Annotated in this window: 26 protein-coding genes and 1 tRNA gene; all 27 read right to left on the reverse strand. The window is 40.5% G+C overall.

The genetic code is table 11. The features are described 5' to 3' along the window. Positions 1-8: 8 nt before the first annotated feature. Positions 9-2,051 (reverse strand): DUF859 family phage minor structural protein, encoded by a 2,043-nt coding sequence (locus QM887_RS08310; protein ID WP_414271254.1) that lies wholly within the window; start codon positions 2,049-2,051, stop codon positions 9-11. Positions 2,052-2,061: 10 nt separating this feature from the next. Continuing rightward, the gene (locus tag QM887_RS08315) at positions 2,062-5,103 is read right to left on the reverse strand and encodes a hypothetical protein (protein WP_414271255.1); all 3,042 of its coding nucleotides are present in this window, start codon (positions 5,101-5,103) and stop codon (positions 2,062-2,064) included. Positions 5,104-5,111: 8 nt separating this feature from the next. Beyond that, positions 5,112-5,453 (reverse strand): hypothetical protein, encoded by a 342-nt coding sequence (locus QM887_RS08320; protein WP_049479251.1) that lies wholly within the window; start codon positions 5,451-5,453, stop codon positions 5,112-5,114. A 9-nt stretch (positions 5,454-5,462) separates the two neighbouring features. Further along, positions 5,463-8,639: a hypothetical protein gene (locus QM887_RS08325; RefSeq protein ID WP_414271256.1), complete on the reverse strand. Its 3,177-nt coding sequence runs from the start codon at positions 8,637-8,639 to the stop codon at positions 5,463-5,465. Between the two features lie 13 nt (positions 8,640-8,652). Then, positions 8,653-8,946 carry a Gp15 family bacteriophage protein gene (locus QM887_RS08330; protein ID WP_029680951.1) on the reverse strand — a complete coding sequence of 98 codons (294 nt, stop codon included), beginning with the start codon at positions 8,944-8,946 and terminating at the stop codon, positions 8,653-8,655. A gap of 34 nt (positions 8,947-8,980) precedes the next feature. Next, on the reverse strand, positions 8,981-9,283 hold the full coding sequence (locus tag QM887_RS08335; protein WP_414271257.1) for a hypothetical protein: 303 nt from the start codon (positions 9,281-9,283) through the stop codon (positions 8,981-8,983). Continuing rightward, positions 9,283-9,480 (reverse strand): hypothetical protein, encoded by a 198-nt coding sequence (locus QM887_RS08340; protein WP_007518782.1) that lies wholly within the window; start codon positions 9,478-9,480, stop codon positions 9,283-9,285. The genes QM887_RS08335 and QM887_RS08340 overlap by 1 nt, the downstream gene beginning before the upstream one ends. 42 nt (positions 9,481-9,522) lie before the next feature. Next, entirely contained in the window at positions 9,523-9,966 is a 444-nt protein-coding gene (locus tag QM887_RS08345; protein WP_007518781.1) for a phage tail tube protein, read from the reverse strand. Beyond that, positions 9,966-10,376: a minor capsid protein gene (locus tag QM887_RS08350; protein ID WP_007518779.1), complete on the reverse strand. Its 411-nt coding sequence runs from the start codon at positions 10,374-10,376 to the stop codon at positions 9,966-9,968. Before QM887_RS08350 ends, QM887_RS08345 begins: the two co-directional genes overlap by 1 nt. A gap of 2 nt (positions 10,377-10,378) precedes the next feature. Then, on the reverse strand, positions 10,379-10,759 hold the full coding sequence (locus QM887_RS08355) for a hypothetical protein (protein ID WP_007518777.1): 381 nt from the start codon (positions 10,757-10,759) through the stop codon (positions 10,379-10,381). Positions 10,760-10,763: 4 nt separating this feature from the next. Further along, complete coding sequence (locus QM887_RS08360; RefSeq protein WP_007518775.1) at positions 10,764-11,102, reverse strand: hypothetical protein; 339 nt, start codon at positions 11,100-11,102, stop codon at positions 10,764-10,766. Continuing rightward, positions 11,102-11,476, reverse strand: coding sequence for a hypothetical protein (locus tag QM887_RS08365; RefSeq protein WP_007518773.1), 375 nt, complete (start codon positions 11,474-11,476; stop codon positions 11,102-11,104). Before QM887_RS08365 ends, QM887_RS08360 begins: the two co-directional genes overlap by 1 nt. A gap of 5 nt (positions 11,477-11,481) precedes the next feature. Continuing rightward, positions 11,482-11,697 (reverse strand): hypothetical protein, encoded by a 216-nt coding sequence (locus QM887_RS08370; RefSeq protein ID WP_007518771.1) that lies wholly within the window; start codon positions 11,695-11,697, stop codon positions 11,482-11,484. 18 nt (positions 11,698-11,715) lie between these two features. Then, entirely contained in the window at positions 11,716-12,615 is a 900-nt protein-coding gene (locus QM887_RS08375; protein ID WP_007518769.1) for a hypothetical protein, read from the reverse strand. A gap of 19 nt (positions 12,616-12,634) precedes the next feature. After that, the gene (locus QM887_RS08380; protein WP_007518767.1) at positions 12,635-13,225 is read right to left on the reverse strand and encodes a hypothetical protein; all 591 of its coding nucleotides are present in this window, start codon (positions 13,223-13,225) and stop codon (positions 12,635-12,637) included. Between the two features lie 189 nt (positions 13,226-13,414). Further along, positions 13,415-13,666, reverse strand: a complete 252-nt coding sequence (locus QM887_RS08385) for a DUF6275 family protein (protein ID WP_007518765.1) — start codon at positions 13,664-13,666, stop codon at positions 13,415-13,417. A gap of 1 nt (position 13,667) precedes the next feature. Then, entirely contained in the window at positions 13,668-13,919 is a 252-nt protein-coding gene (locus QM887_RS08390) for a hypothetical protein (protein ID WP_007518764.1), read from the reverse strand. A 53-nt stretch (positions 13,920-13,972) separates the two neighbouring features. Continuing rightward, positions 13,973-14,230 (reverse strand): hypothetical protein, encoded by a 258-nt coding sequence (locus QM887_RS08395; RefSeq protein ID WP_007518762.1) that lies wholly within the window; start codon positions 14,228-14,230, stop codon positions 13,973-13,975. 2 nt (positions 14,231-14,232) lie between these two features. After that, a complete protein-coding gene (locus QM887_RS08400; protein WP_414271258.1) occupies positions 14,233-16,002 on the reverse strand; it encodes a phage minor capsid protein in 1,770 nt (589 codons plus the stop codon). Next, positions 15,992-16,180 (reverse strand): hypothetical protein, encoded by a 189-nt coding sequence (locus QM887_RS08405; RefSeq protein WP_007518758.1) that lies wholly within the window; start codon positions 16,178-16,180, stop codon positions 15,992-15,994. Before QM887_RS08405 ends, QM887_RS08400 begins: the two co-directional genes overlap by 11 nt. Continuing rightward, positions 16,137-17,696 carry a phage portal protein gene (locus QM887_RS08410; protein WP_007518756.1) on the reverse strand — a complete coding sequence of 520 codons (1,560 nt, stop codon included), beginning with the start codon at positions 17,694-17,696 and terminating at the stop codon, positions 16,137-16,139. Before QM887_RS08410 ends, QM887_RS08405 begins: the two co-directional genes overlap by 44 nt. A 10-nt stretch (positions 17,697-17,706) precedes the next feature. Beyond that, positions 17,707-19,047 (reverse strand): phage terminase large subunit, encoded by a 1,341-nt coding sequence (locus QM887_RS08415; RefSeq protein WP_007518754.1) that lies wholly within the window; start codon positions 19,045-19,047, stop codon positions 17,707-17,709. After that, on the reverse strand, positions 19,031-19,528 hold the full coding sequence (locus QM887_RS08420; RefSeq protein WP_007518752.1) for a terminase small subunit: 498 nt from the start codon (positions 19,526-19,528) through the stop codon (positions 19,031-19,033). The genes QM887_RS08415 and QM887_RS08420 overlap by 17 nt, the downstream gene beginning before the upstream one ends. A 298-nt stretch (positions 19,529-19,826) precedes the next feature. Next, a tRNA-Ser gene (locus QM887_RS08425) sits at positions 19,827-19,917 on the reverse strand. Between the two features lie 81 nt (positions 19,918-19,998). Further along, positions 19,999-20,448, reverse strand: coding sequence for a DUF1492 domain-containing protein (locus tag QM887_RS08430; protein WP_007518751.1), 450 nt, complete (start codon positions 20,446-20,448; stop codon positions 19,999-20,001). Between the two features lie 319 nt (positions 20,449-20,767). After that, on the reverse strand, positions 20,768-21,028 hold the full coding sequence (locus tag QM887_RS08435; protein WP_414271259.1) for a DUF1372 family protein: 261 nt from the start codon (positions 21,026-21,028) through the stop codon (positions 20,768-20,770). Continuing rightward, positions 21,025-21,192 (reverse strand): hypothetical protein, encoded by a 168-nt coding sequence (locus tag QM887_RS08440; RefSeq protein ID WP_261202663.1) that lies wholly within the window; start codon positions 21,190-21,192, stop codon positions 21,025-21,027. Before QM887_RS08440 ends, QM887_RS08435 begins: the two co-directional genes overlap by 4 nt. Positions 21,193-21,205 lie beyond the last annotated feature (13 nt).

Below are 21,205 nucleotides of genomic sequence, written 5' to 3' on the forward strand. Positions count from 1 at the left end.
TTTCCTCCTTAAATTTTGAATGATACGTTGTCAAAGTTGAGCCATGTAGCGTCAACGTTCCCCTTGACGACTACGTTACCTCCTGGATAAATCCCGACAACGGCAAGGCCATAGTCATTGTTTAAAGCGGTTTTGAATAGCGTTGTGGATGGTCTGAAATTTTCAGGCAAAGTAAAGATAATTGACTCACGGGTAGTCTTTCCGCCTTTACAAGTCCCTTTTAAATAAACAATCCCGTCGAACGTTTTTGAAAACTGCACTTTTTCATACTCAGGATGATGGTTCCATCCATTTTGTAAAACGGCATTTTGCCAAGGTGGGCTCTGAATGTCATCTTTGGTAGCAATCTCTTTCCATTGCGTTGGAGACCATTTATTGGCATTGTTATAGGTTCTAAAGAAAAACCTATTCGATGTTATCCCTGTGAAAAATTGCACGCCTTTCCAACTGTCAAGCCAATAGTTTTGAAATAGTCCCCAATCGTTGCCAGTAGGGTTATCTGCGTACTTTCCATTTCTCCAACCAAACTCAGTTCCTTGCTTACTCCAAATATCATCCCATTGAGCGCTACCTCTACTTAAGCCACCATAAGCATTAGTCAGCTGATATTGCTGAATTGGCTTGTTATTCGAGTAGATATCGCCTAGAACATCTAATGATCCTGGTTTCCCAAATTCTGCAACCTTACCGATGCCTACACGCCCGTTTTTATCATAGGACATTACTACGCTTTCAGTTGCTACTGTTGTAGAAAATTCAACGCTTGTAAACTTGTCCTCAAGCTTACCAATAATCACAAAGGATTTATTCGATGGATAATTCCCCGCCATGTTAGCAGCTGAATTAGTCAATGTATGAACACTTGTAAAATTACCAGATGCACTACCATTATCATCCGTGAAATTCTCATTACCTATCTGAGCGACTTTGAAAGTTAAGGACATTACATTCCTTTGCTTTCCTGACTGCATTATAGGGGCTATTCTGGCATTTCTTAACACTTGCAATGTATTTGGATTACCTCTAGTTCTAAGTGCGGAGAAGCTAAAGGAGGGGGCATAATACTCAATCACGTTGATAGTAATATCTTTAGTATCTGATTGTTTACCCCGACTATCGACAACATAAGCTCGAATGGTCGCCAAACCGCTGAAGTTCATGATACCAAAACTACCACCGTTTTTAGTTACGACCATTTTTTTATTAACAATTTCAGCTCGATATCCCGTAATAGTAGATCCATAGGCGCCAGACACATTGTTGAAGTTTACTTGGATATCTGAAATGATTTGTAAAAAGTCATTTCCACTCAAAAGCCGTCTTGCGACCGTATTCATGTCAGTTAATGAAAGACCTGTGAAAGTAGGCTTTACACTGTCTGGGATTTTAAAGTGCCAGCCATTAGAGTACACATCGCTTCCAATTTGGGTAGACCCATTATATGTTCGAATACATATATCCATCACTCCCGAACTTGTTTTAGGCAGGTATCGAGCCAAGTCAAGTTGAGGAGTAAATGAAACGCTAGTAGTATGATTTTTCCCCAAGTCTATCCAATCGCTTCCAAAAACTCTATACCAGACCTGATGAGTAAAGGAGTTCACTTTTCGATTAAATATGACGGTATGAAGTGACCCTAAATTTCGATTCCCCTCTAAGCTAGAAATTTGCGTAGACCTAGGAATTTTGTCGAATGTATAATTCGTCGAAATTGTAATATTGCCATGAATTCCATTGTTAGCGTCAAAAGATGCCCAGACCGACATGGTCTTTGTTCCGTCACTGTCATGAGGAATTGTAGCTTCTCCACTTGCTAGAGTAGTTTCTTGCCCCTCAGTTTCGAAACTTAAATTGCTCTTATATACACTAGAACCATTTAACCAGACTGAAAGAACACTTCCATTTTCTGCGTTCCATGTTCTATATCCTCCATCACGGTCAACGGTAGCTCTCCATCTAACTCGAGAAGAGTTGTTAGCAATATCCTGACTAACCTGTTCAATATAAATATTCAAGTGCAATGGACCGCTAGAATTGATAAATTTAGTCATTTTCCTCTTTTTAACCTCCTACATATCGAACAACATTCACATCTTTGTCAAGATAATACTGTTCTGTTCTAAATCGGCCGACTTGAATGGATTGGGTAAAGATCCCGTTATCAATGTGGATTACACCTTGCGAAATATACATGACTTCCTTACCTGCAGAAAACATAGAAATCCTATCATGACTGACTTTGATTGATGAACTAGCATCGTTCTTTCCAATAATGATCCCCTCATTTGAAGCACTCATATAGGTATCGATGAACTTTTTCATCTCTTTCAAGCCACCAAATTCTATTGATAAAAACTCAATTCTCCTGCCTGCTTCGATTAAATCAGATTCAGATTTTTTTTGGCTTTCTGCATTTGATTTTACAAAGGCATTATAGGCTTTTTCTAAATCACTGAACTGATCCATTGTCGCTTTAGCTTTTAGCTCTATGTCATGAAGTTGAGCTTTTTCAGCTAGAGCATTAAGTTGCTCCTGAGTCAGTCCTTGGTCAGCCTTGGAGTCTATATCCCTCTGAACATCTTCGGGAGCTTCTGAAAAGTCTGTAGAGACTGTTCCTACCTCTACTTTTGGAAAGGCAATCCAAACAGTAGCAGCGGTAAATATATGTAAAATCAGCTCATTAGTTGCATTTGAGTTTTCTTTTTTCGTCAACTCAATGTCATAAAATTTCCAATCTGTGGTCAACGAGACACCTTCAACGGCGTTACGATATCCTGCCCTAGCTTGAAAATTCGTATTATTGACAGTAGATTTTGCCCAAAAACTAAACCGAACAGGTTTATTTTTCATCTCGTCAACGGTTCCCAAACGTGTATCCCCACCGGTTCTAAACGTAACTTTTTGATTAGTCGCCTTACCGTTATAAGTAGATACAATTTTTAAAGTATTAGCTCCTCTGAATTTGATATTAGTATCTATGCTCAAAGTGAGCTGTCCTTGCGTTTGCTCCTGACTATCATCTAAAAAGTAAGTTGAGTATCGCTCTCTTAGACTACGTTTGAATAGTGAATTAAGAAAGAGATTTCTTCCACCGATCTCAACTTTAGCCCAACGATCAGTCCATTTGTACTTCGTTTTATCTGCGATATCAGGTTTCTCATAATCTGAATAATGACCAAAATAACGCTGCCCGTTATCTGTCATTGTTAAACCAGAACCATCCGCATTGTCAGAATAAGCAAAGTGAACATAAGGTGTTCTTCCATCTGCTCCTGGTTTACCTGGTAGCCCATCAGCGCCATCACGACCACGCCATCTCGTCCAGCGATAGTCAGCAGGGTTGACGCTGTCAGTTGAGTTGAAATCAACATAGACCCCTATATAGATCTTGTCGGCGTTTGTCTGGCTAAATCCACTACCTGAGATAGTATCGGCGTAGGCAATGTGAGTGTACTTTGTACGGCCGTCAGCTCCTTTAGGTCCTGGGATACCTTGGTCGCCCTTGACACCTTGCAAACCTTGGAGTCCTTGTAAGCCACGCTCCCCTTTCTCCCCTCGATCTCCTTTAGGACCTATTGCTCCCTGTGGTCCAGGGTCGCCTTTAGGACCTCGCAAACCTTGGATACCAGGCACCCCCTGTTGCCCACGTTCCCCTTGAGGTCCGGGAGTCAATTCAATTTTTTTTAGATCTTCTTTCGTTGCTACATCTTTAGAGTTTATTGTGAGCTTATCAATGTTCATCACAACTTTGCCGTCACGTACGGCAACAATCTCTTGCAAACCATTCATGATTCTCAAACGTGCTAAATCCAGATCTCCAGCAGTTATTTTTTTTGCATTTAACGTAATGTAATTACCAATTGCTGCAGAGACTTTTTTTGTTAGCAATTCATCAGTGGTTATCGTATCGACAATTTCTCCGACATTAGCGCTGTCTGCTTTTTTTACCCATGAACCTTCTACACGTTCCCACATTTCAACATAGCCACCATTAGGTTTAAACCATATATCTCCATTTTTGGGTTTGGTAGGGCTTGATGTATCAAGGTACATGCTACCTTGTTTAGTGATCAGTTCGTCTAAATACTCTATTTGACGTTGCATAGATCCCTTATATTTATAAGTACCTTGTGCAACTCCAGCAGCATTTCCGCTACTATGGGCAGATAAACCACCATCAAACGAAAGTTTGTAGGACAGCATTGGAATGTTAAAATAGATATTTTCATCCCAGTGTACTGTAACCCAGTCGCCGGATTCCATGGCCATATCACCACGCCAGGACAATGTATATGGATAAAAGTTAAAATCACGGTATTCGTTGAAGACACGATCCAGAATTTCTTGTGTAACCCATGGATTTTTTAACTTCATGATATTACCTGTGGACAATCCTGATTTATACACAACCTTATCAGCAGACTTACACTCAATACCTTTCAACCTGTAAGGTATCTCGTCACGTTCTAATCCACCTGGCTTATACATATCTTTTGTGATATGTCTTGATGTTGTCTTTAACTTGATAAAATCAAGCTTCCCATTACGATTAAATCTGACGAAGCTTCCTGATAATTGCGCTAAATAAACTAACGCCTCACGATAACTTGTTTTTTCTAGTTTCTTCGCAACTTGATCATTTACTAATTGGATATTAGTATCTGTCGTGATACCTGTCAATCTCACGATTTCTGATAAAATATCCCTTGTATAAGCTGGATAAGTAAGCTGACTATCATAAGCACCAGACAATCTAACAAACTCGTCCTGTAGCTTAATTTTGGTCTTTTTATCATTACGATCTAGCTTGACCTCGGTAACAAAAAACTTGCCAAGTGGGACGGTTTTACCCGCAATTGCTACCGACATTGTTGCTGGCATCATTTCTTGCAGACCTTCAATAATCTCTTTAATTTCAATTTCTAGACTATTGATGTACCCACCTCCAATTGTAAAATCATTACTATTACCGATGGAACTGTCGTAAGTAGCTGATGCAATTTTGGTTTTTGTGTATCTCTTACCATTTAAGTCAAAGTTAGCCTCAAACACGCGCAGATGATTCTCTATTGCTTTGATATAATCTGATGTTACTTCTAGCATAATTCCTCCTACTGCTCGATAATAGATACAGATAAGCCGTTGTAATAAGTCACACCGTCACTCAGACGCCCCATTACTGTCTCTGTGATAGTTCCGCGATAACCAGTGATAGACTGTCCTAAAATATTTGCAGTAAAAAATCCAGCTACCAATTTAGACTTGATAAGATTTCTTTCTGCTTCTGTGATAATCCCCCATTTGATGGAGAATGTACGTTTTTCTGCAATGACGTCACCCGTCATCAATCCACTAGCACTACGACCCGTAGAAGATGACCAGATAATCTCATTATTGATGCTGATTTCAACTGGAGAAGCAAGAGCTACTCCACCTACTGATATTTCACTCATGCATACCTCCTAAATCATGAGGGGGGATTCCCCTGTTTTAATTGCAATTTCATTGATTTTATCTACAATCTTCTTGGTGATTTTATCACCATCAATTGTCAAATCAAGAGCACGAACCGCTTGTAACAACTGTGTCAGTAAGGCTAGAACTTCTGGTCCACCGCCATTATTTGACAATTCCGCTGCACGACGTGCCATTTCAAGCATTTTATTTTCCGGAGCAACAATCTCACCGTAATGCTTGTTGTCACCAATCATGGCAATTTGTGGTGTATTGGCCTTAACAAAGCCACCTTGAGCAAGTCGAGGTAGTCCAATGTAACTAAATCCACCGATATTTACACCAGGTAATTTATTAATCACGCTAATAGCGCCATTGAGTAAGCTGATACCACTATTGATTGTGCTTTCTACCGTGCCAAGCACCCCGTTAATAACGCTACGTACAGCACCGCCAATAGCGCTTCCAACCATGGTTCCAACATGAGTAAACGTTGAGCGTATTTGCCCCCAAAGTCCGCTAAAGAACCCGATAATGCCCGAAAATGCATTCTTGACATTGTTATATGCTTCGCGGAATTTTGAAGAAAACCACCCTGGTATGCTAGCAAGAGCAGATTGAATATTACTCCACTTCCCTGCAAACCAACTTGCAATAGGATTGAAGATACCTGTTAAACCTGCCCACGCGCTGCGGAATTTGTCTTTGAACCAATCAGGAATAGAAGCAAGATTGCTTTTTAACTCATTGTAGCGTTGAGAAAACCAGGAACCAATACCGGTAAAGATAGCAACAATGGCATCCCAAGCTTGTTTAAACTTATCCTTGAACCATTGAACAACAGGTGCAAAAATGGTCTTAACAGATTCCCACCAACGGGTGAACTCTGCAATCATCGAATCGATGTCAATTCCAAGCGCGGCCAAGAGAGATTTGATAATGCCGGAAAATAGATTTTTAATTCCGTTCCAAGCTAAATCCCAATCACCTGTAAAAACACCCGTTACAAAATCAATCAAACCAGATAGAGCTTGAGCAAGACCACTGATAATATCAGAGAGTGCCGCAATGGCATTGATCAACGTTGTACCGACAACTTCTACTAATCCACTAAGAATCTCCATGAATTTTTCGACATCTACATTCGAAACAAAGTCTTCCCAAGCAGCTTTGAAAAAATCAAAAAAACTACCTAAAAGCATAGAGAGATTATCGATAGCTGGTTTTACATGAGCGTCATAAACTTCCGAAAACTTTTCGCCTAATTTTGATAGAACTGGATTGAGGTAAGTATTCCACCCATCCAAAAAGCTTTTCATCAACTGACCAAAACCACTTGTCAAAGAGTCAATAAATGGTTTTGCTTTGTCATCGTACACACGTTTCAACGCATCACCAACATCATCTACCAGTGATTCTAAACTTTCAAAAACAGGAGCGATGCCATCTAATAATCCTGTCCAGGCTTTTACTAACTGTGGAACATTCGGAACTATTGCTTTTTCAATTCCTTTAGCAAAATCTCCTGCTATCTTACTGCCTAATTCGATTACTGTGCTACCAGCACTTAAAAACGCAGATACAATCGCACTGCCAATTCTAACAGCGCCAGAAGATGTGATGACATCGTAAAAACCATTTGAGAAAGCTTGAACGATATTACCAGCAACCTCAGCTACATTTCCTATGTTGGTGAATAGAGACACGAGAGCACCTTTAATACGCTCTTTTTGGCGCTGTAGTCCGTTGGCTATACTTTCGGCTATAAAGACTCCTATCCCGAGAGCAACAGTCCCCATCGAGCCAGTAAACTGCCCTAGAGCATAAGCTATCTTATCAAGCATAGTTTGAAAAGAAGCAACAACTTTTGGATCTGTAAAAATCTCTTGTAGTAATTCACCAATTCGCTTTAAAGCACTCTGAAGGCGTTCAACACCATCGAATCTAAATGATGCATTGAATCCGTCCTGGAACAATTTGACGAGTTCAAGCAATCGTTTAAACAATCCATCAAATAGACCGTCTAATTGATTCCCGCCTTCAGCAATTTTCCCCATATCGACTTCAGCGCCTTTAGGTGTTCCACCACCTCCGCCGCCTGAACCACCAGGACTGCCTCCAGAATCTCCACCACCATCTCCGCTATCGGATGAGTCAGATAGTTTATTGATTTGGTCAAATCCCATGAGAGATTTCATTTCTTGAGCAGCTTTCTTAGCTGCTTTACCAGCTCCATCCGCAGCCTTTCCGGCTCCTTTGGCGGCTTTTCCTAAGTTGCCAGCTCCTCCTGCTGCACCATCAGAAGCCTCTCCTAAACTACCAACTGCATCAGCTGTCTCTTGGATACCGGAGCCTTTCATAGACTTCTTGCCAGTAAATAGCTCCGTCAATGCTTTAAAAGCATTACCTACTGTCAGCAATTTGCTGAGCAAAAAGTTAATAACTTTGATAACAGGGGTAAAAATGTTAATCAAGCCAACTCCGACGCTTGCCATAAAGCTTTCGAACTGTAGCTTCATAATCCTAACTTGGTTAGCCCAACTATCCGATGTCCTAGCGAAGTCGCCACTAGCCAATGAAAGCTTGTCTGTTACAAATGCGAACCGCAAAGCAACCTTTTCAGCCTCAGACATTTCTTGTGTCGTCTTTCCAAAACCGTTAGCCATTGCATACGCATCAAGTGCCGATTGAGTCATGACCACACCTAAATCTTTAAGTGTCTCTGTTTCACCAGTAAAGACTGATTTCAGCTTTGTGTAGGCTTCATCTTGACTAATATTATAAAAAGATGCCACATCGCCCGCTAAACTAGTTAAGGCTGTTGACATCTCATAAGCTTTTTGTTCGTTAAAACCAAAAGCTTTAGTCATCGCACCGAATGTACCGATGTATCGTTTTGCCATGGTCTCTGATAACCCAGAGGTATACATAGCTTGTTTTGCAAAGTCATCGACTTGCTTGCTCATGCGTGGGAAAGCAACGTCAACAACGTTTTGTACTTCGTTGAGATCTGAGCCGAGCTTGATAGCTTGAGCTCCGAAATCAACAAGTTTCTTGATTGCAAATGCTCCTGCAAGCATCTTGGCAGCTTTCGTTGCCATCCCTTGCAAGCCACTCATCTGGCCTTTAAATTGTTTGTCGTTGACGACAAGGTCAAGACCAATTTGACCAACTGTCTGTGCCAATAGCTATCACCTCCTACTTAGCCATCTCAACAAAGGCTTGTTTTAATTCTTCAAGAACTTGAGTCAGATCTTGTTCAGTTTTCTCCTTGGCAAGTCTCAATCTCCATTCGTTTCGAATACGGTGCTGACCTTCTGAAAATACTTCTAGCATTTTAGGGTCATCTTCGCTTCGAATTTGGACGATTCGACCAAGCGGTGTTTCTCCGGACAAACCAGCTAAGAGAGCCTTGAACTCTTTCCACTTCATATTCTTAAATTCATTAGAGTATACAGATAAGCCATACTGTGTCCTAAGAGAACTGACGATTAAATCGAAATCCTCAAATAGGTCATAGTATGGCTCACTGTTCTCCCATTTCTTCTTCTCCCATGACCAACGTCATCGCTGCTTCAATAACTTTAGTTAAGTCAGCAAAATTCAAACGCATTTCATCAAGTGTTTTTCGACTATTCTCAGGGAAGATTAGCTCAAACATTTCCATCATTTTTTTGGCAGATGGAGTTCCTTCTTCATCACCGACGGTCTGCATTAGAGTCAGTACAGTTGTTGCATCTGTATTGACTTCAATTTCAGCATCTTTAATTTTCAATTTTGGATTTTCTTCAAAATTGAGTTTTTCTGTGATATCAATTACTTTTGACATTATTCAGTTTCCTTTTCTTCAGATAAAATGTTGATCAGTATTTGACCAGTTCGATTTTCTTTGCTTGCCATAGCTTCGATTCGCTCTTTGGATTTACCGCTTAAATCAACGGTATCTCCAGCCTTATATTCGATACCTGTATCGATATCAATAAAAGCTATGGTTGCTGTTGCGTTGGTTTCTTCAGCTTCAACCATATTTCCTCCTTAAAAATAAAAAGAGGGTCGAAACCCTCTAAATTAACCTGCTGGCACCACTTCTGGTTTACCATTTGACATGACATCAAATGACAATGGTGCAACACCAGTTGAATCCCCCGAAATAAAGTCCTTAAGATTGATAACCGCGTCTTTAAATTTGATTTTTGTTCCATCTGGGAAAGTCCATTGAAAGTCCGCTTCAGAATCGCGACCATTTTTAAACGCAAGACCTGCGATGTAGTCGTTACCTGCATCACCTACATTTCGTTTACCAGAAACAGAAATTGTAACTGACTTCGCAGTCATCAAACGACGTGTCCAACCTTTTTGGTCAAATGGTTTCCATTCTTCAACACCATTGTCAAATGATACTGAGAATGATTCCATGTCTGCAATATCAACAAGTGATTCAACTCCTGCAGTTCCTTTATTTACTTGGAACTGGTTTTCATATACGGGGAATACCCCAGTTTTCTGAGCCATTAGTTGCCCTCTCTTTCTCTTTCGTAATATAAATCAAGCTCGATAACACGCTCATACACGTTATTATCATCTGTTCCTACATCCACAGGCTCGTTCTGTAATAAGGCAATCATCTTAATAGGTGTTCCACCGATAACAACCGATTCAGCCTCAAATAGACGATTGTAGATGTACTGAGCACGCTTCTCGGTCTCATTCGCATTCTTGTTCCAGTGAATTAAAATGCTGATTGATTTGACTTCATAGCTTGCCAATGCCCTGCCTCCGATAGCTACCCGAGGACCATCGATTGTCTTTCGTTGATAGATGCCTATACTGTTTTCTTGCTTGTTATCGATCTTACCAATGTAGTAGTTGTTAGCTGCATTAAATGTTTTAATCCAGTCACGGACTTCAGCTAATGTAATCATGCTTAAACCCCCGTGATTTGTTTGTAAAGTCGCCCGTAGGCTTGTTTTATTTTGTGTGACTTCTTGCCACCATCAACCCAATCCTCAAACCACTTTCCTTTTGCATGAGGATTTTCTTTCGTTTGGAATTGATATTCAGGATGAAAGTACAATCGTCTTGCGTAAGGAGTGGAATGTACCAGGCTTACTACACCTTGGGATGAATGTGAGTAGTCTGGAGCCATTGCTTCGCCTTGCAACACACCTTTATCAAATGGTACGACTTGTGCCTGCACAACTTCTGTATGCAGGTATTCAGCAGTCTGTTCCAGTGCTATGATTTGAGCCCTTTCCAGTTTACGGATAGTGCCAAAATCTAGCTTTACTGTAGAATTCACAAACATAGCATCACTCCAATCCGATGTAGGTATAGTTAACAGTCCCATCTGGATTTCTAGCTTTCCGGCTGTCCACAATCCTCCTGACAATACCAAATACAATTGCAGTCCCACCGCTCAATGTAGGCAAATACGGTGCAATATCACCAACGAAATAAGCTGACCCAGTAATTTGGACCAGCTTCTTCTGTTCAGTTAGGACTGTTTTGACACTGTCCTGATAATTGCACTTTAGATTAGCTCTGAACGCCTCTAAAGGTTCGCCGTCTTCAGAAACTCCTTCTTGGTTGACTATGACTGTGATTTGCGTCTGGCAAAATTGAGGTAAGACAAGTTGTGGAAATTTCATCAAATAACCCTCCTTGTCAATCCTGTTTGCTTCAAAAGTTCATAGGTTTTGCGATAAATAACAATACCTTGTTCTGTAGCAATATTCCAATTTGATCCAAATTGCATTGACACACCATTAATGCTGTAGTTTGAAACTGTAGTAGCTATCAAATCAGCATTAACCTCCTCAAAGTCAACAATCTGACAACAAGCCTTTCGGATAACTTCCTGCTGAAATGGTGTCAGATTGTCGAATCCAATGCCACGGATTCGGTTGAACGTAAGTATATCAATCTTGTCAGAAGCTGATTTAAGTTTGCTAGCCAGTTCTTCTGAATCAGCAGAAATCACACCAACAAACGTCTTTTTGTAATAATCTGGACTAGCATACATGACTGTTACTCCTTAGCTCCTTTGAGCTTCTTGATTTCATCCTTAGCATTTTTCAAGTCAGCCAAAACTTTTTCGTACTCCTCTTTTGAAACCTTGTCGACAGATTCACCATATTTTAATTCACCATCTTCGTAGACTTCAAAGCCACGACCAACAAAATCATTGATCGCTGACTCATCGATATCATAGACTCGAGCGCCTTTAATTGCTTTTAATGCCATATACTACACCATCCTTTCTTACGCTGTCGCGTTGATAAAGATACCCGCTGCTTTATTCTTAATCAAGAATGCATCCATGTAGAAGCGAGATTGGAGCAAGTAGTTGTCAGCTGTACGTGAGTCATGTCCTGGTGTAAATACTTTGATGTAAGAGTATTTTTCACGAGCAACTTCACAAGATGGATGGATTAAGATGAAGTTCATTTGTTTCGCTTCATCTGTTGCGACACAACCATTTGTAAAGTTGTATTGTGATTTCATGCGAGCTGATTGCACTTGTTTGATTTTAACGTCATCAAGGCTATAGATAGAGCGTTTGACGTCGCCATTTGAACCATTCACTCCTAGCACACGTTGGATGTCTTTAGCCTGTTTGAAGAGCTTGTTGACAGCTGGAGTGACGTACAAAATGCGACCTTCAGATGGGACGCCTGCTTCGTCCATTTTTTCCATGGCATCATCAAATTTTTGCAAGATATTTTCTGCAGTCAATGTTGTAGTGTCGATAGTAGCACCGTTAGCAGTATACTTGCCTGCTTCTGTGTAGAGTTTTGAGAACACGTAGCAATCTTTTTCAGGAATACCTTGTTCAGTTTCCAGAGTATTTTGGACATTGGCAATAGAGACGACTAGGTTTGTTTCATCAACATCCATAGGATCAATTGCAAATTCGATGTCGCGGTCATGTTCGAGTTTCTTTGGTTCCCAATCGTTTGAGATTGTTCCAGAATTAAAACCGATAGTTTGACGATTGTGGTCTTTGTAACCAGATACTGTGATGTTTGGTAGCTTGATTGTTTGAGCGTTGATAAATTTCACTTGTGGATTTGAGTTAAACAAATCTACAGACGCAAGTTCTTTTGCATATTTTTGATGCAAGGCTTGTTCGAATTGTTCTGCGTAGTTATAAACTGTCATAATTTAATTCTCCTTTTTCTTATAGACCAAACGCTGCAGCAATGGCATCAGTTTGGTTAGTTTGTTGTGCTTTACCGGTAGATCCGATTTGTTGAAACCCAGTTGATTCTTCTTTGTTTGGCTTCAGTGCAGGAACGTCTTCCAAAACTTTTGCGACAATAGCTTTGAAATCTTCTGGTTTCGATTCAAGTGTGAGAGTTGATATATCAGCCAATTTCATCACATAAGGTAGTACACCAACAGGCAATCCTTCCTCGATTGCTGCTAATTGTAGATTTCGCTCTAAATTAGCTTGCAATGCACTTGCTTGCGCCTGCGTTAACTGTTGCTGTAGTGATGTGACGTCTGGTGTTGCATCAGCTTTCTGAGACTTAAAAGCAGTAATAGCTTGAGCCATTTCTTCACCACTCAATCCTTGCTGCTTAAAGTAATTTTTTAGCACAGTGTCTTCAGCAACCTTTTGCTTGCCTTCGACAATGCTAGCGATTTTGTCATAGTCAATCTCAGGAGTGCTAGCTGATTGAGTTTGGCTTGACGTGTCTTGTCCACCTGCAGAACCAGAGCCGGTTCCTGTATCTGCATTATGGAAAAATAGTTTGCGTTTGAACATAGCGTTCTCCTTTCAGTTTTAAGGGTGTCTCCCTATTTCAGTTATTGTCACTGGTGTCTCCACGTAGTTTTTAGTCTTCGGACAAAAATTAGAGTATAAGAAAAACCGCGTCGAATTCGAGGCGGTTTATAGCAATTTACAGTGATTTATAGCAGTCTATTCCTGCAAGTCAAGATGTTGGATCACCTCCTAATCTTTAATGGCACGGTTTGAAACCTTTGCGTAAACATCCACATAAGTCTCTTTCTTGTCTCCGTTATGCGTGATTTCTGCATAATCTCCACAAGGTTCGCTTGATGTAATTGCGTTCGTACTAACAAGAGCTTTCCAGTTTTGCAGGGTCTTGCTAAACCAAACTACAAAGCAGTCTTCTGCTTTGATTTCACGATCTGATAAGCGCGAAAATTCTTGTGATGCCAATTGTTTTGCTTTCTCTAACATTTCATTCCTCCGTTTTTTCATATGTTTCTGCAAAAATATCAGGCTTACATGGATAAAATTCACCTTGCACGCCTTTGATAATGTAATCGTCTTTTGATGCTTCCATGATGCCCTCTAAGGTCACAATAGATAGTTTTCGAGTGTTTAAATCGTAGGGTACAGATTCAATACCCATAAAAGTAGCGATTTCTTTTACATTTTCGCCCGTCCACTGCACCGCCTCAATGACTACTGGTTTCTTTCTGTATTTCATTTTTTCAATCCTTTCTGAGTACAAAAAAAGCACCTTATCGGCGCTCTGTGATATTAACAATCGTAAAATACATACTTCTCACGTTGCAGTCTACGTCTTTTCTCTTCTGAATCATAGCCGTACTCATCTGCAAAATAATCGTATTGATCTTTGATACATTTGTCTAATTTTGCTTCAAAGATATCACTCTCTTCTTGTGGTCCATAGATAGCCGCTACAGGAAAAATCGGGGCTACTAAACGATATCCAAAGATGTCGCTGAATGTATCTGCTTTTTCTGCTACACGTTGATAGCTTTCGATAATCCGCATGACTACCTCTCCTTTAGTTTATTTATAACATAATTATAACTCTCAGGAAAGGTTTTTTCAAGTATTTCTCTTCGTTCACTATCAAATTGTGCCTCAAAGACATGCGCAAAAAACTCGCTCTCTATATTTCCTTTTTTCTCCCAGTAAACGAGCGAGTGCGAATACTTACCTTGTATTCTACCTTCACTCAACGCTCCTAATATATCAGATGCCGAAGAAGCTTTATCGTTGATGTGGATTGCTTCGAAAATAGTATCGTCAGATAAATTGATAAAGTCTTTACGTAGAAGTTGCAGTATTTTTTTATCCTTTGTGAATTCCCAACCCAGCTTCTCATCTATTTGGTGACCAAATTCATGGAAATAACCAGTACCAGGTCCGCGAGGGTCGTCTACGTCCTTATACATGTTCAGGAAGAGTTTTCCAGATTCATATCTCACAACTCCTGTTTCTGCAATAGTTGCAATCGCCGACTGGTCGGCTAATCTTGCAAACAAGGCTTGTCCAAGCTCTGTACCATCCTTGAATTTTTTTCGAGTCGCCTCGATATACATGTGTCGTGTCTCTGCAGAAATCTTCTTCGAAGCTACGCCACTAGTATCTCTAGGCAATCTCTGACGATTGATGAATTTCTTGTAATCACTATCACTCTCGAGTGAAAACTCTTGGTATAATTTGTATCCTTTTTCCGCTTCAAAGTATTTCAGATTTTCTTCTGCATTAGACTTAAATTTAGACCATTCTTCCGCCCTTAATGTGTACTTCTGAACATTGTCTTTATCGAGACTGAACTGCGATAATCTGCTAAAGCGTTTCTCCTGGCGCTTAGCATGCTGAACTTTGTTGTCCAGTAACTGTCTTTCCTTGATGTCGTCCAATTCCTGATTTGTAAATATTTTCTCTGGCTCGCTACTGACCCCAGGAAAATAAGTTGTATGCTTATCTTTGCAGTTAGGGTGATACAAACCAGCTGCCATTGCAGAACTTAACAATGGATATGGACCATCAGCCGCACTGCCTCCTGACCAGACATCATCAATCAATACTTTACCTTCAAAAGGCATGCACAGAGGACATGCATTCGATCGCTTGTTTAAGATAACAGTGTGAATCCCCCACTCCTGGCGCTTAACTCCCTCGCCCATTAGGTAGGCTCTTTTGGTTGCTGTCCGAATGGCCATGTCAGCGTACGATACGATATTGACCATGGCCCCGTTACTGTATTGGATGCATGTGATTCCCCGACTTAGAAAATCTTTGGTGGCCATATCCACTGATTGCTCATATGTCTTAGCTCCCGTGTTAGCTGCTACCTGAGCATCAAATATTGTGCGCCTGTACTGGTCGTCTGTATACCTCAATACAGCATGCTCTGCCGTCTTCATATCATGCTCGATCGAGTTAAGTAACGCATTCAACTTTCGTTCATTGATAGCGAAAAATGAAGCCCCCAGATTATCTGTTCCACTGTTAAATTCAAAACCGTTCTTGATAGCTTCCAGGATAGACATTTCCTCATCATCCATGCCTTGCTTATAGGCTTCTTGGATAGCTGTAGAAATCTTGCTATTGATATTGGCAAACTCTTTGCTATATTTTTTGGCATTGGATCGCTTAAATCGTTCAAGCTCTTTCAATTGAGCGACCTGCCATTGTTCCCATTCAAAACCTTCAGCAGTTTCCTCTGCCTTATGCCTTCCGAGATTTCTAATCATAGAATCAAGCAGATTGTTTTCGATTCGCTCAAATGCTTTAGATACATCATAAGCCATTGCAGTACACCTTAAAACCTTGCGCCTTAAAACTTCTCAATTGTCGTTTCAAAGCTGTTTTACTAGGCATTTTGAGGTTGAGCATATCCAACTTGTTGTTCTTCTCAACAGCATAGATACCAAACTCTACATTATCACTCGCTATCTGTAGAAGTCCCTGCGCTTCCTTCTGACTCATGTGATAGATCCTCTGTCCTATCGTCACTGTCTTCAGCATCTTCAGCCTCCTTCTCTATCTCAAAATCGTTAGCAGCTTCATTCAATGATGGTACGTCGACTTCTGTCACACCTTGCTCCGCTTTGATTCTTGCCACTTCATGGTCTTTCCAGTCCTGGTCTTTTGAGTCACCGTACAATTCCTCAACGCTCGCTTCAATCGACATGATACCGCCTGTCTTGGCCTTAGAAACTGTCTCAACCTGTGATTCGAAACTAGGATTAGCATACTCGCCAAACGGCACGTCGACCTTGACTTTCTGTAGTGGGTTTTTCTTCAGCACGCTATCAGCATTCAAAACCATACTGATTAACTTTGGCAGGTAATCTTGCAGAGCTGTCACAATAGCATTGCGAGTATAGAGAGTTGCCTTTTCTTTCTCACGTTGTGCCTCGGCATTATCTAGTTTCTTGACATCAATACCGAGTGTTGATGGGCTAATGATACCTTGTAAAGCTAAATCAAGCGCAGTCACGTATGTACTCAAATAACTTTCATGTGGGATATTAGCTTGTTGCAATGTGATTGTGTTCTTTGCATCCTCGCCCATCGCTGTCTCAACCTTAATAAAGCGATGGTCAAAAGGATTGCCCTTACTAATTTCTCCTGTGTAAGGATCTCTAGGAAGTAAGTTCTCAGGAATATACTCTCGTGATCGTCCAGAACGAAGAGCATCCATCCACTGACTCCAAGACTCATCCAAGCTATCAAAAGCATCTGTCTTACGATCATAGATAGATTGACCACGGCCTTTTACTTTAGGTGACGTGTAAATCTTAAACGGCAAGCACAAGATAACGGATTTATCGAACTCCACATCGACAAGGTTAGCAGTGTACTCTGTTGCGCTCATATCTAGCTCAGTTTCGCCTCTGTAGAGCTTATAAGTTAATGAGCCATAGCCGTAGATTTCCTCGAGCAAATAGTTCCGTCTGCGTTCTGTGAAGTGTGTGCGGAAAATAACTTCTTTCAATCTTCCACGGTTGTAGATGATTTCAATTCTATCTCCACCAACCCATTCAACAATAGGCAATGCTGTAAGTTCCGGATCAAATGAAATACGAAAAGCACCATCACCCATCACAAGACTATCTTTAATCGCCTCCTGCAGTTGATCGTGGAAGTTGCTATCTTCAGCAATCTCTTCCCACAAAGTCCCTTGCATTTCCTCGGCAAAATCTAAATCATTCATATCGTGCAGCGTGATATCTACCAACCTATCAACGATAAGACCAGGGATTCCTGTGTGAATCTTTCTAATTTCTTGCCCAGGAGTACTTGTCGCTCCCCAAAAGTTGATGTTGCTATGTGATAATTGCTTGTAGAGCTGGTCCAGTTCGTATGAGTCACCGCGATACCAAATTTGGTTCTTTGCTGCATTATCTTCAAACGTCATTGCCTCTGTAATTGTGATGACATTTGGCTGTGCCTGTTCCAGTTTGAGAAAGCTTCTCATACTCTTTCTGATCATGTCCATTATTCCCACTTTAGTTTTCCTTTCTTCCGATTATCTTCCTGTATGGCAACCATGCATACTGATTCGCATTGATTGTGTGATCATTTGCATCTTCCGGCTCATCTTTTCCTTCTTTCCATGAGTAAGTGTTTAGCTCTTTGATATGATTCATACAATGACTTAACACATAGTAACAACCTTGAGCTAACCAACCAATTTGAAAGTTGATCCGGTCAATAATCTTGGTTTTCTTATAAGCATTGTTAAAGATATACAGACAGCCGTATTGTCGCTTGTATTTGTTTAATTCTGTAATTGTTGCTTGGTCCGCACTATCAACAAAGACATCACGCGCCAATCCCCATTCACTACGATTGCGTTCTAGGAAATTGATAAACTTGACCACAGTATCAGATGGAGCAATCGGCACATCAAGCTCAGCGTTGTTATAAACTTCCTCATCCAGCGTATATAACTTCCCGTCATCTGATATCCCTTGGAAAATCATTGCAATTGTATCCGGACTACTTGCTGAGTAAGCTGTATCTAGTCCAGCTGTGAACCGTTGGAACGTGACCGTATTCTTTACAAAAGACTTACTCAATACGTGTTTTTTGCTATCAAAATTAACGAAGACAATTCCTGTTGCTCGTCCACGTAGGCCAAGGATTTTATTTTTGTAGAGCTTAGTCCCAACTGGTGCCGCATCCTTTTTCTTCTGGATGGCTTCTGGTGTCAGTGACAGGTTGTCATTAAACGTAAAAAACCAGTAACGCCATTTAGGGTTAGCTGGTTCTGATAGGTCTCGCATAATTTCTTCCGGCACATCGCCTGCGTATTTTTTGTACGGTCTTGCCTTGTTGATGAACTCTTTGTAGACTGGTAAATCAGGATTATCCGGATTGAGCGTTGCCATCAAATAATCATTACGTGTGGACAACTCACGAACAAACTCAATGTCAGCCGTGTTGACCTCATCAATATAGACACATCCATACTGTCCACCAAGAACCAGCTTCCATTTTTCCTTGTTGTCATACCCCAATACATAAATGATTTTACCCTCAAACTTGATGTGAGGAATCTTCGAATCTTTGTCACCATTACCACAGTAGACGGCTGTTTTATGGATGTCTAAAATTCCGTTATCCTGATTAATGATATTCTTTTCAGCTACACCAACTGTCTTTGCTGCAATGATGTGGAACTTCTTCGTGCTCCTGCTGACTGCTCGCATAAACTTGACACCAACACCAACCGTTGTTTTTCCAGCTGCCGTTGTACCTTCCAAAAAGTCCGCATCAACATTATTAAAGCTATTGCAAAAATCAATGTACTTTTGAGATAAAGGGAAGCTATTCGTCAAGTCCATCACCGCCTAGCTGACTAACGATATCGTCAAACTTCTTAGTCTCGGTAACTATAGCATTGATGTCTACTTTATCAGTCCACATTTGATGTCGTTTCCCTAGTAACTCCAAAGCTTTGTTCCTATCGCTGTTCTTTGTTGGATATTCGACAAGTTGAGGGATTTCGTTGTATACTTTTACAGACTTACCAGTCACAGGATCAGTCATCAACTCAGCTACTTTTGTCGTGACCACAATTGTCTCTTTTGCCTGACCTGATGCAATCTCTGACAACATCACAAGAATTTGTTTTTGAGTCAGGATTTTTTCGTCCTGAATTTCATCCATTCTTTTTTTGATATATTCAGAAATGTCAACTTTTGTCAACAATCTTTGTCCTTGACTTCTAGCAGTCTTTTCACTATACCCTGCCTTAATAGCTGCATCTGTTGCATTCCCGCTGATGATGTACTCATCTGCGAATCGTCTTTGTCTTTCATTCAATTTTCCATCACCACCTTTTTAATAATTAAAAAAGCCACTCGATGAGTGACTTAATGCAAGGCGACTACTACCTTTTGTGTTAATTAGAAATCAATTTGAAAGTTTTCCTTTTTTTTATTTTTTGTAGTCATTTAAAACCTCTGAGGGAATCAAACCCTCTAGCTTATAACTTACCTAGGATATAAGTAGCTACGCAATCATGCGAGGTCCAGTCGCTCCGCAACCATTTGTAAGTTAATGAGTGATATATGAATCCCCACCCAGAAGATTTAACTCATTCTGGGACACAAACACTCAAAGGAGAGTGTGGGATTCGAACCCACGGAACGCACATAGGCGACCACCCGTCTAGCAAACGGGCGCATTCAACCGGACTCTGCCAACTCTCCATGTTAGGGAAGGCTTACTGCCTTACCCTTAATTCTTGATGATACTATAATAGCACGATTGTTAGACCAGTGCGCTTCAACCTAGTTCACATTAGTTCGCATTAGTTCGCTTTTATCAACTACAACACCCAATTCACGGATTGCATCTTTCTTCTTTTTGTAGAAAGTAGTCTTGCTGCATTGTAAAAATTCAATCATATCATACACGCTTGCTTTCTGAATATACACCATCCTTAAAATTGTTCGACTTGCAGGCTTAGGTATTTTATCAATCAATTTACTGAGCTCAATTCTTCGCTGGATAGCTTCAGCAGTTGCTTGCTTCATGTACTCTTTCAAGGAATCTTGCATGCTAAAAATATCGATGTAACGTTCATCTAATCGAACCTTCTGACCACCTTGAATCTTATCCATGTTCATTTTAGGACTAGAAAGTAAACTAGCTTCAAGATTAGCAAGTTCGTCTATTCGATTCTGTATCTCTTCATCCAAATTCTGTAGTTCATCAAGTAACTCTTTAGCCTTGTTCACTCTCTATCTCCTTTTGTGGTATAATAATATTATTGAGATTATAGCTGAGGCAGAGAGCGCCTTGGCTTTTTTGTTTATCATCGGTTTAAAATCTTGACGACCTCACCGATTTTGAGAGGTACCCGTACATACTTCTCCTCGTGCGAAAGGAATTTAGGGATTTTAAAATAGACGATCGTTTGATTTGGTGCCACTTGTTTTATTGTATCAATGTATTTTACCAAATTGCTGTTAAAGGCGGCATTCCCTAGCAAGACGAACCTTGGCAATGCCTGTCTAATCAGTTTCAGCCTTCCTGAATATGGATATTTTTTAGGTTTCACAACCTCACCTCATCCCAAACTTTCACTTTATCGTACACGTCCTTCGTAACTACGAAAATGCCATAGTCACGAATGGTAAGCGTGTATAACTTGCCGTGTCGCCCTTTCTCGACGACTTTACCGAATATTTCTGCGCCTTGATTATCAGCCTTATAGACAAGCATCGGCTTCTTTTCCTCTAAATCTCGAATCCTATCCATCTGCCAGATATTCACCCCAGCAGATAGCAGAACCCATATTGCGATAAATCTTTTCAATCTGTTACCTCCTTTTCTACAGTAATTGTAAATTCACGGTCATTTATGTTTAAAGGTAGAACTGCCCCTGTTTTTGAATCGTCTTTTAGCAAATCCAATACAATCTCTAAAACTTGCTTGCCTAAAATCAATTGTGTCTCTAAAATATTTTGCACATCTTCCATCACTGCACCTCAT

This window comes from Streptococcus infantis (assembly GCF_047460875.1).
In the GTDB taxonomy this organism is placed as follows: domain Bacteria; phylum Bacillota; class Bacilli; order Lactobacillales; family Streptococcaceae; genus Streptococcus; species Streptococcus infantis_AA.